At 72.4% G+C, this 15932-nt stretch carries 13 protein-coding genes and 1 tRNA gene; 8 read left to right on the top strand and 6 right to left on the bottom strand.

Translation table 11 applies throughout. The features are described from left to right. The first annotated feature begins 119 nt into the window (after positions 1–119). Complete coding sequence (locus AB0N63_RS22830; RefSeq protein WP_365530893.1) at positions 120–1178, top strand: ABC transporter substrate-binding protein; 1059 nt, start codon at positions 120–122, stop codon at positions 1176–1178. Between the two features lie 145 nt (positions 1179–1323). On the opposite strand, the gene AB0N63_RS22825 is transcribed toward AB0N63_RS22830, so the two are convergent. Beyond that, positions 1324–2919 carry a beta-N-acetylhexosaminidase gene (locus AB0N63_RS22825; RefSeq protein ID WP_365531059.1) on the bottom strand — a complete coding sequence of 532 codons (1596 nt, stop codon included), beginning with the start codon at positions 2917–2919 and terminating at the stop codon, positions 1324–1326. 358 nt (positions 2920–3277) lie between these two features. Next, entirely contained in the window at positions 3278–4855 is a 1578-nt protein-coding gene (locus AB0N63_RS22820) for a metallophosphoesterase family protein (RefSeq protein ID WP_365531057.1), read from the bottom strand. A 165-nt stretch (positions 4856–5020) separates the two neighbouring features. Here AB0N63_RS22820 and AB0N63_RS22815 point away from each other — a divergent pair, with 165 nt between their 5' ends. Then, positions 5021–5278: a hypothetical protein gene (locus AB0N63_RS22815; protein WP_009188745.1), complete on the top strand. Its 258-nt coding sequence runs from the start codon at positions 5021–5023 to the stop codon at positions 5276–5278. A 37-nt stretch (positions 5279–5315) separates the two neighbouring features. Further along, positions 5316–7133, top strand: a complete 1818-nt coding sequence (gene glmS, locus AB0N63_RS22810; protein WP_365530891.1) for a glutamine--fructose-6-phosphate transaminase (isomerizing) — start codon at positions 5316–5318, stop codon at positions 7131–7133. Positions 7134–7240: 107 nt separating this feature from the next. On the opposite strand, the gene AB0N63_RS22805 is transcribed toward glmS, so the two are convergent. After that, entirely contained in the window at positions 7241–7807 is a 567-nt protein-coding gene (locus tag AB0N63_RS22805; RefSeq protein WP_365530887.1) for a GPR1/FUN34/YaaH family transporter, read from the bottom strand. A 279-nt stretch (positions 7808–8086) separates the two neighbouring features. Further along, positions 8087–8614, bottom strand: a complete 528-nt coding sequence (locus AB0N63_RS22800; protein WP_009188748.1) for a universal stress protein — start codon at positions 8612–8614, stop codon at positions 8087–8089. Between the two features lie 697 nt (positions 8615–9311). Between AB0N63_RS22800 and AB0N63_RS22795 the strand changes: the two genes are divergently transcribed. The 5 genes from AB0N63_RS22795 (at position 9312) to AB0N63_RS22775 (ending at position 12972) form a co-directional block, all read left to right on the top strand. Continuing rightward, entirely contained in the window at positions 9312–9584 is a 273-nt protein-coding gene (locus AB0N63_RS22795; RefSeq protein WP_365530885.1) for a hypothetical protein, read from the top strand. Between the two features lie 379 nt (positions 9585–9963). Further along, positions 9964–11205: a helix-turn-helix domain-containing protein gene (locus tag AB0N63_RS22790; protein ID WP_365530883.1), complete on the top strand. Its 1242-nt coding sequence runs from the start codon at positions 9964–9966 to the stop codon at positions 11203–11205. Between the two features lie 115 nt (positions 11206–11320). Continuing rightward, positions 11321–11929, top strand: a complete 609-nt coding sequence (gene orn, locus AB0N63_RS22785; RefSeq protein WP_365530882.1) for an oligoribonuclease — start codon at positions 11321–11323, stop codon at positions 11927–11929. A gap of 113 nt (positions 11930–12042) precedes the next feature. After that, positions 12043–12115 (top strand) — tRNA-His (locus tag AB0N63_RS22780). 350 nt (positions 12116–12465) lie between these two features. Next, entirely contained in the window at positions 12466–12972 is a 507-nt protein-coding gene (locus AB0N63_RS22775; RefSeq protein ID WP_365530880.1) for a GNAT family N-acetyltransferase, read from the top strand. Between the two features lie 51 nt (positions 12973–13023). On the opposite strand, the gene AB0N63_RS22770 is transcribed toward AB0N63_RS22775, so the two are convergent. Both AB0N63_RS22770 and AB0N63_RS22765 read right to left on the bottom strand, forming a co-directional pair. Further along, positions 13024–14076, bottom strand: a complete 1053-nt coding sequence (locus AB0N63_RS22770; RefSeq protein ID WP_365530878.1) for a LacI family DNA-binding transcriptional regulator — start codon at positions 14074–14076, stop codon at positions 13024–13026. Between the two features lie 139 nt (positions 14077–14215). Beyond that, on the bottom strand, positions 14216–15673 hold the full coding sequence (locus tag AB0N63_RS22765; RefSeq protein ID WP_365530876.1) for a GH1 family beta-glucosidase: 1458 nt from the start codon (positions 15671–15673) through the stop codon (positions 14216–14218). Positions 15674–15932 lie beyond the last annotated feature (259 nt).

The raw sequence follows: 15932 nt of genomic DNA, 5'->3' as shown, positions 1-15932 counted from the left end.
AATCCGCCCCTGACGCCCGGACGGGCGGGGCCCCCGGCCCTGGACGGAGGATGAGGTTAGGCTAACCTACCTTCGAACCTCACCGGCGGTACCCCGCCCCGTTCGAAAGCGGCACGCCCATGTCCCAGCCCCAGCCCCGTGTCCCCCGTCTCTCCCGCCGCGGCGTCCTCGCCGCCGGCGGCGCCATCGGCCTCGGCGCCGCGCTCGCCGCCTGCGGCGACGGGGACAAGAAGGACGGCGGGTCGGACAGCAGCAAGGGGAGCGCGGCGAAGTCCGGCCCCTGGTCCTTCGAGGACGACCGCGGGCAGACCGCGAAGGCCGACAAGGTCCCCTCGAACATCGTCGCCTTCGTCGGCGTGGCCGCCGCGCTGTACGACTACGGCATCCAGACCAAGGGCGTCTTCGGTCCCACCACGACCAAGGACGGCAAGGCCGACGTCCAGGCCGGCGACATGGACGTCGCCAAGGTGACGGTCCTCGGCAACGAGTGGGGCCAGTTCAGCATCGAGAAGTACGCCTCCCTCGCCCCCGACCTGCTGATCTCCACGATGTTCGACAACGCGGGCACCCTCTGGTACGTCCCGGAGGAGTCGAAGAAGAAGATCCTCGCCGTGGGCGCCCCCTCGGTCGGCGTCTCCGTCTACGACCGCCAGCTCACCCAGCCGCTGGAGCGCATGCTCGCGCTGGCGAAGTCGCTCGGCGCCGACGTGGACAACGACAAGGTCAAGCAGGCCAAGAAGCGCTTCGAGGACGCCGCCGCCCGGCTGCGCGCCGCCGCCAAGGCCAAGCCAGGCATCAAGGTGCTGGTCGGCTCCGCCAGCCAGGACCTGTTCTACGTCTCCGGCTCCAACCTCTCCATCGACCTGGAGTACTTCAAGGCGCTCGGCGTGAACCTCGTCGAGCCGCCCGAGCAGGCCAAGGCCAAGGGCGGCGGCTGGTACGAGTCGCTGAGCTGGGAGAACGTCGACAAGTACGCGGCGGACATCATCATGATGGACAACCGCACCTCGGCCATCCAGCCCGCCGCCATCACCCAGGCCACCTGGAAGAAGCTGCCCGCGGTCAAGGCGAACCAGGTCATCGCCCGCAACCCGGAGCCGATCCTGTCCTACGACAAGTGCGTCCCGCTGCTGGAGGACCTGGCCAAGGCCATCGAGACGGCGAAGAAGGTCTCCTGACCGCCGCACACAAAACACCTGACCTAACGTCAGGAGCATTCCCGGCGACGGCCCGCGCGGGTTCGCGAGAAGACCGCCGCGGCCGCCGGGATCGGGCGGGCGCCCCGGAGTACGGTCCTCCGGGGCGCCCGCCGTGCGCTGCCGGTCAGCTGCTCGGCCAGGGCACCTGGGGCGAGCGGTAGTAGCCGATGCCCAGGGCGTCCCAGCGCGGGGCCTGGGCGGCGAGCCGGACCTTGTAGGCGTCCCAGTCGTGCGTGGCCACGGGCGACCAGCCGAGTTCGGCGGCGCCGGGCAGCCGCGGGAAGGCCATCGCGTCCAGGTGGGCGGAGGTGGACAGCGTCTCCGACCACAGCGGCGCCTCCACGCCGCGTACCGCGGAGGCGGGTGCGCCGGGCAGATAGGTCGCGGGGTCCCAGTCGTAGGAGCGCCGCACCTCGACATAGCCGGCCCAGGTCAGGCCGAGCGGGGTGTCCTTCGTGTACTTCATGTCGAGGTAGACCCGGTCGGCCGGGGAGAGGATCAGCCCGGTGCCGTTCCGCGCGGCCTGCGCGACCTGCTCCTTCTCGGCCGCGCTGGTGGAGTCCAGGCCCCAGTACTGCGCGAGGGCGCCCTTGGCGGGGGTGGCGCCGGTCAGCTGGTGCCAGCCGATGACCGTCTTGCCGTATTCGGCGACGAGGGGCTGCACGCGGTGCATGACCGTCGTGTAGTCCTCGTGGCTGGTGGAGTGCGCCTCGTCGCCGCCGATGTGCAGATAGCGGCCCGGGGTGAGGGCGGCCAGCTCGCGGATCACGTCCTCGGCGAACTTGTAGGTGATCTCCTTGCCCGCGCACAGGGAGCTGAAGCCGACGTTGGTGCCGGTGTAGAGCGGGGGCGCGACGCCGTCGCAGTTGAGGTCGGCGTAGGAGGCGAGGGCCGCGTTGGTGTGGCCCGGCATGTCGATCTCCGGGACGACCTCCAGGTAGCGGGAGGCGGCGTAGCGGACGATCTCCTGGTAGTCGGCCTTGGTGTAGTGGCCGCCGGGGCCGCCGCCGACCTGGGTGGAGCCGCCGTAGGACGCCAGGCGCGGCCAGGAGTCGATCGCGATGCGCCAGCCCTGGTCGTCGCTCAGGTGCAGATGCAGTTCGTTGACCTTGTACAGGGCGAGTTCGTCGATGTACCGCTTGACCTGCGCGACGGTGAAGAAGTGCCGGGAGACGTCCAGCATGGCGCCCCGGTAGGCGTAGCGCGGGGTGTCGGTGACGGTGCCGCCGGCGACCTTCCAGGGACCGGGCTGCACGGACTTCTTCTCCACCGCGGCGGGCAGCAGTTGGCGCAGGGTCTGCACGCCGTGGAAGAGGCCGGCCGGCTCGCGGGCGGTGATGGTCACTCCCGCGGGGCCGCTGTCGAGGCGGTAACCCTCGGCGCCGGACGGGCCGTCGGCCAGGCGCAGCCGGATGCCGGTGGCGGCGTGCGTGGTCAGCGGCAGCCGGTAGCCGGTCGACGGGCGCAGGACGTCCGCGAGGTACTGGCCGACCGCGCGGACCGCGGGCGAGTCGTCCACCCGGATCCGGGCGCCGGCGGTGAGCCGGTACGGGGACCCGCCGGGCCGGACGGAGGCGGGCGCGGGGATCACCCGGTCCAGCGGGGTCACGCCCGCGCGGGTGTACGCGGCGCTCGCCCGCGCGGCGGTGTCCCGCACGGCGTTCTCGTGCCCGGCGGGGGCGGCGCCCACGGCGCAGGCGCCGGCCGCGGAGACGAGCAGCAGCGCGCCGAGGGCGCGGGCCGCGCGGGCCGGCCGGAAGCCGGCCGGGTCACGCGGCGGGGAGGTTGAGGGGGATTCGCGGTGCGTGCGGGGAGTCGTGCTGTGGTGCCGTCTCACATGCGCTCCCTTTACGTTCGGACGGGGACCGGGGGCCTGGTGCACGGCCCGAGGCTATTGACCACTGTCCCCCAGGAGCGGCCGAACCGTCCCTCCCCCGGCGAAATCATCCGTAGGGCGGCACGGGAACGGCGCTGCCCGGCGCGCTCCGTCGGTGACGGGCGGGGGCCGGGCAGCGGGGGGCGGTCCCCCGGCGACGGGCGGCGAACCGGCGGGGCGCGGAACCCGCGGGCTGCGGGCGCTACTTCGCCCGGCGGGCCACCGTGAAGTGGTCGATCTGCTCGCCGGTTTCGGCGATGCCGCGCACCGTCAGCGTGGCGTACCGGCCGCGCGCGGCGGGCTGGACGTCCACGCGCAGGAAGGAGTAGTCGAGGTAGCGCACGCGCGACCAGGTGACCGTCTCGTTCTTCTTGCCGTCCTTGGTGTTGACGAAGGAGGCGACCGACTCGACCTCGTGCTCGTGGCCCTCGTAGGAGTCGGGGGCGGAGAAGGCGTACAGGCTGCGGCCCGCCGCGCCGGCGGTGACGTAGACGACGCCCTCGGTCTCCGGGTAGGCGGTGGCGCCGATCGGGAGCTTCTTGGCGACGGCGCCGGCCTTGATGACGTCGGTGCGCTCGTACTGGTGGTTGTGGCCGTTGATGACCAGGTCCACGGAGTACTTCTCGAACAGCGGCACCCACTCCTGGCGCACGCCCCCCTCCGAGGCGTGCGCGGTGGAGGTGCAGTAGGCGCAGTGGTGGAAGAAGACGACGACGAAGTCGACGTCCCGGGAGGCGCGGAACCTCTTGAGCTGCGCCTCCAGCCACTTGGTCTGGGTGCCGCCGGAGAGGCCGAGGTTGGCGGGGATCTCGAAGGAGATGTCGTTGGCGTCCAGCGAGATGACCGCGGTGTTGCCGTAGACGAAGGAGTAGACGCCCGGCAGGTTCTTCGCGTCGGGGCCGTTGTCGGGCAGGGTCCAGCGGGCGTCCTCGCCGCCGTAGCCGTTGGGCGAGTACCAGGCCTCCATGTCGTGGTTGCCGTAGGCGGGCATCCACGGGATCTGCTTGGCGACGGACTCGGTCTGGGCGAGGAACTGGTCCCAGGTGCGCGAGTCGAAGCCGGTGTCGGCGGTCTTGCCGGCGCCGGACGGGTCGGCGTAGGCGATGTCGCCCGCGTGCAGGTGGAAGGCCGGGTTCTGGCCGAGCAGCAGGCTGTTGTTGGCCAGGCCGTGGTAGCCGACGCCCTCGTCGCCGAAGGCGGTGAAGGTGAACGGCGCCTTGTGGTCGGGGGCGGTGGTGAAGGTGCCGAGGGTGCCCGCGAGGTGCGCCTGCGCCGGGTCGAAGCCCTGGTGGCCGACGCCGTAGTAGTAGGTGCGGCCGGGGCGCAGGTGGGTGAGCCTGGCGTGCAGGTAGTACTGGGTGTGGTCGCCGCTCGCGCCGACGCCGGCCGGGGTGTACAGGGTGCGGACCTCGGCCTCGATCCTGCGGGACAGGTCCCAGGGGTGGGCGCCGATGCGGATGAACGGCTTCTCGACGGCGACCGGGACCTGCCAGGAGACGGTGATCTCCGTGCGCGGGTCGTTGCCGTAGGCCAGGTGGCGGCCGAACGGGGCGACGTAGGCGCCGTCGACGTGCTGCGTCGAAGGGGCGGCCGAGGGGGTGCTGCGCTGGGCCGGGACGGCGGCCTGGGCGGCGGTGCCCGTCAGGAACGCGCCACCGGCGACGGCGCCGAGAGTGACCGCGCCGCCTCTCATCATCGTGCGCCGCGAGAACTTGGAGCGCAGGTACTCGTGCTGCTCGGCCATGCTCATGCGGTCGGCCAGCTGCTCGGGAACGCCCATGCGAGGAATGTCCATGGCGTCTGAAAATGGTGTACCCACGCGACGGGGCGCGGGCCGCCGAGTGGACAGGATACGAACAGGAGTTCACAAGAAACCCAAGAGGGTCCTGCCCGAAATCGGGCAAGATTCTTGCGAAAGTATCGCCGGTACCCCAGGATCTACCGGGTGCACGACGAACTTGTAGATCATCTGACGCGGTCCACGCCCCTGAGCCGGGGCGAGGCGCTGCGGGTGATCCAGGACGTGCTCGCCTACTTCGACGAGACGACCGAGGAGTTCGTCCGTCGCCGCCACCGCGAACTCCAGGCGCAGGGCCTGGTGAACGCGGAGATCTTCGAACGGATCGGGACGGACCTGAAGTACCGCGCGGTGGCGCCGCCGGAGCTGTCCCTCCGCCAGCTGCGCCGCATCGTCTACGGCTGAGTCCCCCGCCCTCCCCAACCCTGAGGAATACGTCTTTATGTGCGGAATCGTCGGATACATCGGCAAGCGTGACGTAGCGCCGCTGCTCCTGGAGGGCCTCCAGCGCCTGGAGTACCGCGGCTACGACTCCGCGGGCATCGTCGTCACCTCGCCGAAGACGCCCGGTCTGAAGATGGTCAAGGCCAAGGGCCGGGTCCGCGACCTGGAGGCCAAGGTCCCGGCGCGCTTCAAGGGCACCACCGGCATCGCCCACACCCGCTGGGCCACGCACGGCGCCCCCTCCGACGTGAACGCCCACCCGCACATGTCGGCCGACCACAAGGTCGCCGTCGTGCACAACGGCATCATCGACAACGCCGCCGACCTGCGCCGCAAGCTGGAGGCGGACGGCGTCGAGTTCCTCTCCGAGACCGACACCGAGGTCCTGGTCCACCTCATCGCCCGCTCCGAGGCCGCGACGCTGGAGGAGAAGGTCCGCGCCGCCGTCCGTCTGGTCGAGGGCACCTACGGCATCGCCGTCATGCACGCCGACTTCGCCGACCGGATCGTCGTCGCCCGCAACGGCTCGCCGGTCGTCCTCGGCATCGGCGAGAAGGAGATGTTCGTCGCCTCCGACGTCGCCGCGCTGGTCGCCCACACCCGCCAGATAGTCACCCTCGACGACGGCGAGATGGCCACCCTCAAGGCCGACGACTTCCGCACGTACACCACCGAGGGCACCCGTACGACCGCCGAGCCGACCACCGTGGAGTGGGAGGCCGAGTCGTACGACATGGGCGGCCACGACACGTACATGCACAAGGAGATCCACGAGCAGGCCGAGGCCGTGGACCGGGTGCTGCGCGGCCGGATCGACGACCGGTTCGCCACCGTGCACCTCGGCGGCATCAACCTCGACGCCCGCGCCGCCCGCGCGGTGCGCCGGGTGAAGATCCTCGGCTGCGGCACCTCGTACCACGCCGGCATGATCGGCGCGCAGATGATCGAGGAGCTGGCCCGGATCCCCGCCGACGCCGAGCCGGCCTCGGAGTTCCGCTACCGCAACGCGGTCGTTGACCCCGACACCCTCTACATCGCGGTCTCCCAGTCCGGCGAGACCTACGACGTGCTGGCCGCCGTCCAGGAACTCAAGCGCAAGGGCGCGCGGGTGCTCGGCGTCGTCAACGTCGTCGGCTCCGCGATCGCCCGCGAGGCGGACGGCGGCATCTACGTGCACGCCGGCCCCGAGGTGTGCGTGGTGTCCACCAAGTGCTTCACCAACACCTGCGTCGCCTTCGCGCTGCTCGCCCTGCACCTCGGCCGCATCCGCGACCTGTCGGTGCGCGACGGCAAGCGGATCATCGAGGGCCTGCGCCGCCTGCCCGAGCAGATCACCGAGATCATGAAGCAGGAGGAGGAGATCAAGCGGCTGGCCGAGGGCTACGCGGACGCCCGCTCGATGCTCTTCATCGGCCGGGTGCGCGGCTACCCCGTGGCCCGCGAGGCCTCCCTGAAGCTCAAGGAGGTCTCCTACATCCACGCCGAGGCCTACCCGGCCTCCGAGCTGAAGCACGGCCCGCTGGCCCTGATCGAGCCCGCGCTGCCGACGGTCGCGATCGTGCCGGACGACGACCTGCTGGAGAAGAACCGCGCGGCCCTGGAGGAGATCAAGGCCCGCAGCGGCAAGATCCTCGCCGTCGCCCACCAGGTGCAGGAGAAGGCCGACCAGACGATCGTCGTCCCGAAGAACGAGGACGAGCTGGACCCGATCCTCATGGGCATCCCGCTCCAGCTCCTCTCGTACCACACGGCCCTGGCCCTCGGCCGCGACATCGACAAGCCCCGCAACCTGGCGAAGTCGGTGACGGTGGAGTAGAGCTCCCCCGCACCGCCGACGCACGAGAACGGCCCCCCACGTGTCGCCACCGACCACGTGGAGGGCCGTCCCGCATGCCGGGGAGCCGCCCGCCCCCGGTCACAGCACTAGCCGGTGGCCGTCACCCCCCGGCGGGCAGCCCGACGCGAGATGGCCGTGGGCCAGTGCGCGAGCGCGGCGGTGGCCGCGTACCAGACCACCGCCCCCGCGGCCACGGAGAACCAGCCGCCCACCTTGCCGAGCCCGTCGTTCCCGGCGAAGTCGGCGATGGCGAGCAGGACCAGCGAGACCAGGAACAGCCCGTACCCGGCCTGGGTGAGCTGATCGTCGGCCGCGAGGGTCAGTGTGAGGACCACCGCGGCGAACAGGACCAGGAACAGTCCCCCGGCGTTGGCGGAGGACGGACCGCCGGCCGAGAGCGCCCAGGTGAACCAGAGGGCGCCGAAGGCCGTGAAGGCCGTACCGGAGGCGGTGTCGCGGTCGTGGAAGGCGAGCAGTCCTATGAGGAACAGGGCTGCTCCGCCCGCGTAGTGAGCCACCGTCACGGCGTCGGCGGCGGTGACGGAGTGGACGACCCTCGTGTTCCCGAGGCCGAAGGCCAGCAGGGTGACGAAGAGGGCGAGTCGGCCGGCGATGGTGGTGGTCGCGCTTCCCGCAGGGACGTCGTTGGCCACGGCGGGCTCCCTTCATGCCTGTGTGCAGTTGTGCGGTGACCGGTATATGCCCTTCACAAAGGCACGAACACCTCTACGCGCGAGTAGGGTCGCATCTCGAAGTGCCTGGTCGCACAGGCGTGTTGAGAAGAGACGAAGCCGCTCCCGCGAGCAGCGGGGACGGCGTGCGGGATGGCCGGGGAGGCCGCGCGGGCGACCGGGGACGGCGCACAGGTCGCCGGGCACGGTCCGGGAGCGGCGCAGGCCGCCGGGGACGGTCAGGGGAAGGCCGGAGACGGTCTACGGGATGACGACGACCGGCCGCTGCGCGCGTTTGGCGAGCCGCCCGGCCACCGAACCGAAGATCCGGCCCACGAGGCCGTGGGTGGTGCCGACCACGATGGCGTCCGCCGCGTACTCCTTGCCGACCTCTTCCAGCTCGTGGCAGATGTCGCCGCCGCGCTCGACCAGGATCCACGGCACCTCGGCGAGGTACTCCGCGCACGCCAGCTCCAGGCCGAGGACCTCGGTGCGGTGGTCGGGCACGTCCACGAAGACGGGTGGCTCACAGCCGGCCCACACCGTGGTGGGCAGCCGGTTGGCGACATGGACGATGATCAGACCGGAGCGGGTGCGGTGGGCCATCCCGATCGCGTAGGCGAGGGCGCGCTCGCTGGAGTCGGACCCGTCGAAACCGACGACGACGCCGTGCTTGAACGCCGGATCGCAGGGGTGGCGTGGCTCTTGCGCCGCCAGGGGATCGGCCGCCGTGGGGTCGGCGACCGGCCGCTTGCGGTCCGCGGGTTCGAAGAATTCGTGACCGGCCATGGCTGTCTCGGCGATGTGATCCTTAGTCGGGGACGACAGTCTGCGGCGAAGCTGTGTCCGGGAATCGTCTTCCCGTCCCCATACCCCCAAGGGTACGGCGCCAAGCCTTTCTAGCCCAGATTCCGCGCACTCTCCGTGGCGGTTCGGCGCGGTTCACCGGAGCATGCACGACGCGCGCCCGTAACGCAATGGTTGCTGCCCCGTACAGGCGGTTTGCGCGCAATGAACGGGCCATGGCCGGAGCGTGGAGGTTCTGGTGGGGTCAGCGGGGTTGAAGAGGGGCGCGTGGGGGAAGGCGGGAGGCTCTGACAGGGTCGTACGGGTCGGGGCGCGGGTCCGGTGCGGGACCGCCGCGCGGGCGGCGCGCGGCGTGCGCAGGGCGCGCGGGAGGTCACGGGAAGGGGCGCGCAGGACGGCCGCGGAGAGACCCGTCGGCTCCGGACAGTGACCGACGGATCGAACCGGCGTTGAACCCGGCGAGCCGTCGTAGGGAGCAATCAGGGAGCGCACCGTGTCCGGACCCCGTACTGTCCCGGGTGCCACCGGTGTTCCCGGCGGCCACCCCGCGGCCGGGAGCCGTCCGTCGCCGCCGCCTCCGCCGGGGACGGCCGACGGCGTACCGGGACACGGAGCGGCGACCGGCGCGGAAGCGGGTGCGGGAGCCGGGCAGGTCGCCGGGCCCGGCGCCGACGGCGGCGTGACCGAGGTGCTCCGCTGGGCGGTCTTCAGCTGCGCGCTCGTGCCGGCGGTCCTGCTCTGGTACGGCACGCCGCCCGTCCACGCCGCCGGGACCGCGCTGGGGCTGGCGGCCGTGACCGGGGCCTGCCGCGTCCTGCTGCGCCAGTCGGAGCGCGGGGCGGCCCGGCTGCGCGCCGAGGAACGCGTCGCGCACCGCGGCCGGCGGCGACGGACCGGTACGGGGGCCCACCGGGGCCACCGGCACCCCGGCGGAACTACACCGGCTGACTGACCGGTTTCCGCACCCGCGCCCGCATCTTTTCAGCCAACTTCTCGAAGTTGTGCCTCCCCTGACCCAAGTACCCCCCAACCCCCGTTCGACCTGCACGGAAAGGGCCACCGGGGGTTTGCGCACCCTACGGGGATTGGCCACCGCGACGAGGCGCACTTCCCTGCACGCCGCGCTAGTGCGACGCTTCGTGATCGAATGCTTCACGCCAAGTTGCCATGTCGACAATGTGCCGGGTGGTGAACTGGCCACTGGCGCACGGCTGGACACAGTAGATTCGATCTTGACTGTCTTTACGGCGGGGGACTCGTGCAGGACCGAGGGGAAACGTGCAGGAGCGACACAACCGAGGAGCCGCGACCACCGAGGGGGGCTTAGCAGTATGAGCCACGACTCCACTGCCGCGCCGGATGCCGCGGCCCGGAAGCTTTCCGGGCGACGCCGCAAGGAGATCGTCGCGGTGCTGCTGTTCAGCGGCGGCCCCATCTTCGAGAGTTCCATACCGCTTTCGGTGTTCGGGATCGACCGCCAGGACGCCGGAGTGCCGCGCTACCGCCTGCTGGTGGCAGCCGGCGAGGACGGCCCGCTGCGGACCACAGGGGGCCTGGAACTCACCGCGCCACACGGCCTGGAGGCGATCTCGCGGGCGGGCACGGTCGTCGTGCCGGCCTGGCGTTCGATCACCTCGCCGCCGCCTGCGGAGGCGCTCGACGCCCTGCGCCGGGCGCACGAGGAAGGGGCCCGCATCGTCGGCCTGTGCACCGGGGCGTTCGTCCTGGCCGCGGCCGGCCTGCTGGACGGCCGTCCCGCGACCACCCACTGGATGTACGCGCCGACGCTGGCCAAGCGCTATCCGTCGGTGCACGTCGATCCGCGGGAGTTGTTCGTCGACGACGGCGATGTGCTGACGTCGGCGGGCACCGCGGCCGGGATCGACCTGTGCCTGCACATCGTGCGCACGGACCACGGCAACGAGGCGGCCGGCGCGCTGGCTCGCCGGCTGGTGGTCCCGCCGCGCCGCAGCGGCGGCCAGGAGCGCTATCTCGACAGGTCTTTACCCGAGGAGATCGGCGCCGACCCGCTCGCCGAGGTCGTCGCCTGGGCGCTGGAGCACCTCCACGAGCAGTTCGACGTGGAGACGCTGGCGGCGCGCGCGTACATGAGCAGGCGGACGTTCGACCGGCGCTTCCGCTCGCTCACCGGCAGCGCGCCGCTGCAGTGGCTGATCACCCAGCGGGTGCTCCAGGCGCAGCGGCTGCTGGAGACGTCGGACTACTCGGTGGACGAGGTGGCGGGCCGCTGCGGCTTCCGCTCACCCGTGGCGCTGCGCGGTCACTTCCGGCGGCAGCTGGGGTCGTCCCCGGCCGCCTACCGGGCCGCGTACCGGGCGCGCCGCCCGCAGGGCGAGCGGCCGGGCGAGGGCGAGGAGCCGCTGGGGCCGGGCGGGCCGGGCCCGAACGGCCAGGGCCTCGCCGGACCGGCTCCGGCCGGACCGGTGGGCGTGCCCCAGCCCGCAGGTCCCGTGCCGTCGTCGCTGCACCCCGACGGCCCGATGCCGCACCAGGCGCGGCGTGCGCCGGCGGCCCTGTCGGCGAGCCTGCCGGGGCAGCGGTCCGGCAGCTGAGCGAGGAGCGGGCGGGTGTCCTGAGGGCGCCCGCCCGTCCGCTTCCCGTGCCGTGTGCCGCCGCGGCGGTGCACGGCGGGTCCGGTGGCGGGCCGCTCGCCGTAAGGTTGCACACATGAACGATCGCATGGTGTGGATCGACTGCGAGATGACCGGCCTCTCGCTGTCCGACGACGCTCTCATCGAGGTGGCCGCCCTCGTCACCGACTCCGAGCTGAACGTGCTCGGCGAGGGAGTCGACATCGTCATCCGCCCGCCGGACGCCGCGCTGGAGACGATGCCGGAGGTGGTGCGCCAGATGCACACCGCGTCCGGCCTGCTCGCCGAGCTGCCCGGCGGCACGACCCTGAAGGACGCCGAGGAGCAGGTGCTCGCCTACGTCCGCGAGCATGTGAAGGAGCCGGGCAAGGCGCCCCTGTGCGGGAACTCGGTCGGCACCGACCGCGGCTTCCTGCTGCGCGACATGCCGGCGCTGGAGGGCTACCTCCACTACCGCATCGTCGACGTCTCCTCGATCAAGGAGCTGGCCCGGCGCTGGTACCCGAGGGCGTACTTCAACAGCCCGGAGAAGAACGGCAACCACCGGGCGCTCGCCGACATCCGCGAGTCCATCGCGGAGCTGCGGTACTACCGCGAGGCGGTCTTCGTGCCGCCGCCCGGCCCGGACTCCGAGACCGCCAAGGCGATCGCCGCGAAGCACGTCCTGCCTGCTCAGCAGGGCTGAACGGGTCCCCGCGGAGGGGCGCCGCGAAAGTCGTGCGCGAGCACCCCTTCGGACCCTGTACACTTTTTCTCGGCCGGTCGGGGAAACGACCAAGTGAACCGCTTCCGGTCATGGTGGGTGTAGCTCAGCTGGTAGAGCACCTGGTTGTGGTCCAGGATGCCGCGGGTTCGAGTCCCGTCACTCACCCTCTGGAATGGGGCCGGTGATCTGCGGAAACGCAGATCACCGGCCTCTTTCGTCTCTCCCGTGGGCACACCGACGGCCACACGGGATCTTGAGAAGGGTCGTACGGTCCTCCCCATGGCGAGCATCCGCGAGCGCGCCGCCATGACGGCAGCACCGCAGCTCAGGTCCGCTGGCGCGAAGGCGGCTCCCGCGACGCGGGCTTCGCCCAGCCCGGCGAGGCTGGGCGAAGTGGTCCTCGGCAGCCGGCCGGTCGCGTCCGTGGATGGGCCCGACCGGTGGGACCGCCGCCCGCACGGTGAAGTTCCGCGTCCGTCCGCACAGTTGTGAGCCGTTCCGGATCAGGGGATCGAATGCGTGCCGAGATCGTCCGCACCGCTCGTCTCGAGCTGGTGCCGCTGGAGGCGGCGCACGCCGGGGAGATGGCCGAGGTGCTGGCCGATCCGGCGCTGCACGAGTTCATCGGGGGTGCGCCGCTCGGGGCGGCGCGGTTGCGGGAGCGGTACGCGCGGCTGGTGGGCGGGTCGCCGGACCCCGAGGTGTCCTGGTGCAACTGGGTCCTGCGGACGCGGGAGCGGCCCTGTCGGCTGGTGGGGACCGTGCAGGCCACCGTGACCGCCGGCGGCTCGGTCGCCGAGGTCGCCTGGGTGGTCGGCACCGCCTGGCAGGGGCGCGGGTTCGCCGCGGAGGCGGCGCGCGGGCTGGTCGGGCTGCTGGAGCGGCGGGGCGTCGGTCTCGTCCTCGCGCACATCCACCCGGAGCACCGGGCCTCCGCCGCCGTCGCCCGCGCCGCCGGGCTCGCGCCGACCGACGAGAGGGCGGACGGCGAGGTGGTGTGGCGGCTGGCGCTCGGGCGGTGAGCGGACCGGCGCACACCGTCCGATCAGGCGGTCGGCCGCGTGAGGCCGCCGTCACGACGACGCCCGGACCACCAGTTCCGTGGGGAGGACCGCGTGGTGGGGTTCATAGGCGGGGCCGCCGGCCAGGCGGCGGTCGGCGATCTCCGTCAGGAGCAGGTCGATCATGGCCCGGCCCATCTCCTCGATGGGCTGGCGGACGCTGGTCAGCGGCGGGTCCATGTGCCGGGCGATGGCCGAGTCGTCGTAGCCGACCAGGGCCACGTCCTCGGGCGTACGGCGGCCCCGTTCGCGCAGCACCTGCCGGGCGCCGGCCGCGGTGACGTCCGAACCGGCGAAGACGGCGTCCACGTCGGGGGCGTTGTCCAGCAGCCGCGCCATCGCACGCCGTCCGCCCTCCTCGGTGAAGTCCCCCTGCTCGACGAGGACTTCGTCCACCGGAAGGCCCGCCGCGCGCAGCGCGTCGCGGTAGCCGTCGACGCGCCGCTGGGCGCCGTAGACGTCCAGGTGACCGGTGATGTGGGCGATCCGGCGCCGGCCGCCGGCCAGCAGGTGCTCCACCGCCGAGCGCGCGCCGCCGTAGTTGTCCGAGTCCACCGAGGGCAGCGTCTCGGCCGCCGAGCGCGGGCCGCTGATCACGGCCGGGATCTCCAGCTGGGCCACCAGGTCGGGCAGCGGGTCGTCGGCGTGCACGGACACCAGCAGCACCCCGTCCACCCGGTGCGCGGCCAGGTACTGGGCGAGCCGCCGCCGCTCGCGGTCGCCGCCCGCGAAGGTCAGCAGCAACTGCATCTCGGTGTCGGCGAGTTCGGCGCCCACACCGCTCAGCATGTCGGAGAAGTACGGCTCGGCGAAGAACCGCGTCTCCGGTTCCGGCACCACCAGCGCGATCGCGTCGGTGCGGTTGGCGGCCAGGGCGCGGGCGGCGGTGTTGGGGACGTAGCCGAGTTCGGCGACGGCCGCCTCCACGGCGGCGCGGGTGGCGTCGCTGACCCGGGGCGAGCCGTTGATCACCCGCGAGACCGTGCCGCGGCCCACGCCGGCCCGGGCGGCGACCTCCTCCAGGGTGGGCCGCCGACCGCCACGGTTCCGCCCGCCGTTGACCATAGTCGCGCCTTCCGTTCGCAGCCGTCAGGCCAGGAATGTAACAGCCTGCGGCCTGCCGGGCCGCAGGCCGACCGGTCCCGCGGCCGGCCGGTCCTCCGGTCGTCCCCTCCCCCTCCCCCGCCCCGCCCTCAGCGGGTTCTCAACGCCCCGCCGGCAGGGCGTTCGCGCGGATCACCTCCGCGTACCAGTGGGCGCTCTCCTTGGGGATGCGGCGCTGGGTGCCGTAGTCGACGTAGACCGCGCCGAAGCGCTTCGAGTAGCCGTAGGACCACTCGAAGTTGTCCAGCAGGGACCACAGGAAGTAGCCGCGCACGTCCGCCCCGTCGGCGATGGCCCGCCGCACCGCGTCCAGATGGGCGTGCAGGTACGCGATGCGCTGCGGGTCGTTCACCACGCCCTCGGGCGAGACGTAGTCGTCGAAGGCGGCGCCGTTCTCGGTGACCATCAGCGGCAGCCGGGGGTGCGACGCCGCCAGGCCGGTCAGCAGGGTGTGCAGTCCGCTCGGGTCGATGGCCCAGTTCATCGCGGTCAGGTCGTCGTTGGCGAGGTGGAAGGCGATGTGGTCGGAGCCGGTCCACGGGGAGTGGTCACTTGCGCCGTGCCCGTCGTTCTTGGTGGTGCCGGTGCCGTCGGCCGGGTGCGAGACCACGGTCGGCGCGTAGTAGTTGACGCCGAGCACGTCGATGGGGCGGGAGATCTCGGCCAGGTCGCCCTCGTGCACCAGCCGTCCCCAGTCCACCAGGTGCGCGGTGTCGGCCAGCAGGTCCTCGGGGTAGGCGCCGTCGAGGATCGGCCCGGTGAAGATCCGGTTGCCGACCGCGTCGATCCGGCGGGCCGCCTCGGCGTCCTCCGCGCTGTCGGTGAGCGGGCGCACCTGGTGCAGATTGAGGGTGATGGAGGTCTGCGCGGACGACGGCAGCGCCGAGCGCAGCACGCCGATCGCCTTGCCGTGGGCGAGGTTGAGGTGGTGCGCGGCGCGCAGGGTGGCCGCCGGGTCGGTACGGCCCGGGGCGTGCACGCCGGAGCCGTAACCGAGGAAGGCGCTGCACCAGGGCTCGTTGAGGGTGGTCCACACGCCGACGCGGTCGCCGAGGGCGCGGGCGACGAGCTCGGCGTAGTCGGCGAAGCGGTCCGCGGTGTCGCGCTGCGGCCAGCCGCCCGCGTCCTCCAGTTCCTGGGGCAGGTCCCAGTGGTAGAGGGTGGCGACGGGGGTGATGCCCGCCTCCAGGAGTTCGTCGGTGAGCCGGCGGTAGAAGTCGAGGCCGCGTTCGACGGCGGGGCCGCGGCCGGTGGGCTGGACACGCGACCAGGACACGGAGAAGCGGTACGCCTTGAGGCCGAGGCGCTTCATCAGGGCCACGTCGTCGCGGTAGCGGTGGTAGTGGTCGGCGGCGATGTCGCCGGTGTCGCCGTTGCGGACCTTGCCGGGGGTGTGGCTGAAGGTGTCCCAGATGGACGGGGTCCGGCCGTCCTCGGCGGCGGCGCCCTCGACCTGGTAGGCCGCGGTGGCGGCGCCCCAGACGAATCCCGTCGGGAAGGAGAGGGAGGAGGCGCCCGGGGCCGGCTGGGCGGTGGTCTCGGGTCGTACGGCGGTCATGGTGAGAACGCTCCCAAGGTGGCGTGGCGGAGGGAAGGAGGAGGGGAAGGGAAGGGGGGTGGAGGGGGAGAGTGCGGACGCGGACGGCGGTCCGGTGGTGGGGGAGGAAGGGAGAGGACGCGCGGGGTGGGGGCTGGGCGCTCCGGCCGGGAAGGTCGTCGCGGGGGCTAGTCCGCGACCCTCGTGAGGGCGTCCCGGGCGGGAGGGCGAAACGGACGGGACGGCGGGACGGGGGTCGGCGCGCCCGGTCCGGTACGGC

This window comes from Streptomyces sp. NPDC093260, from assembly GCF_040683715.1.
Classification (GTDB): Bacteria; Actinomycetota; Actinomycetes; order Streptomycetales; family Streptomycetaceae; genus Streptomyces; species Streptomyces sennicomposti.
This window is presented reverse-complemented; position numbering and strand designations above follow the sequence as displayed.

Bases quoted from the DNA above. Each gene is read 5' to 3' on its own strand.
- AB0N63_RS22830 (WP_365530893.1), top strand. From the start codon at position 120: ATGTCCCAGCCCCAGCCCCGTGTCCCCCGTCTCTCCCGCCGCGGCGTC.
- AB0N63_RS22820 (WP_365531057.1), bottom strand. From the start codon at position 4,855: ATGGGCGTTCCCGAGCAGCTGGCCGACCGCATGAGCATGGCCGAGCAG.
- glmS (WP_365530891.1), top strand. From the start codon at position 5,316: ATGTGCGGAATCGTCGGATACATCGGCAAGCGTGACGTAGCGCCGCTG.
- AB0N63_RS22800 (WP_009188748.1), bottom strand. From the start codon at position 8,614: ATGGCCGGTCACGAATTCTTCGAACCCGCGGACCGCAAGCGGCCGGTC.
- AB0N63_RS22790 (WP_365530883.1), top strand. From the start codon at position 9,964: ATGAGCCACGACTCCACTGCCGCGCCGGATGCCGCGGCCCGGAAGCTT.
- orn (WP_365530882.1), top strand. From the start codon at position 11,321: ATGAACGATCGCATGGTGTGGATCGACTGCGAGATGACCGGCCTCTCG.
- AB0N63_RS22775 (WP_365530880.1), top strand. From the start codon at position 12,466: ATGCGTGCCGAGATCGTCCGCACCGCTCGTCTCGAGCTGGTGCCGCTG.
- AB0N63_RS22770 (WP_365530878.1), bottom strand. From the start codon at position 14,076: ATGGTCAACGGCGGGCGGAACCGTGGCGGTCGGCGGCCCACCCTGGAG.
- AB0N63_RS22765 (WP_365530876.1), bottom strand. From the start codon at position 15,673: ATGACCGCCGTACGACCCGAGACCACCGCCCAGCCGGCCCCGGGCGCC.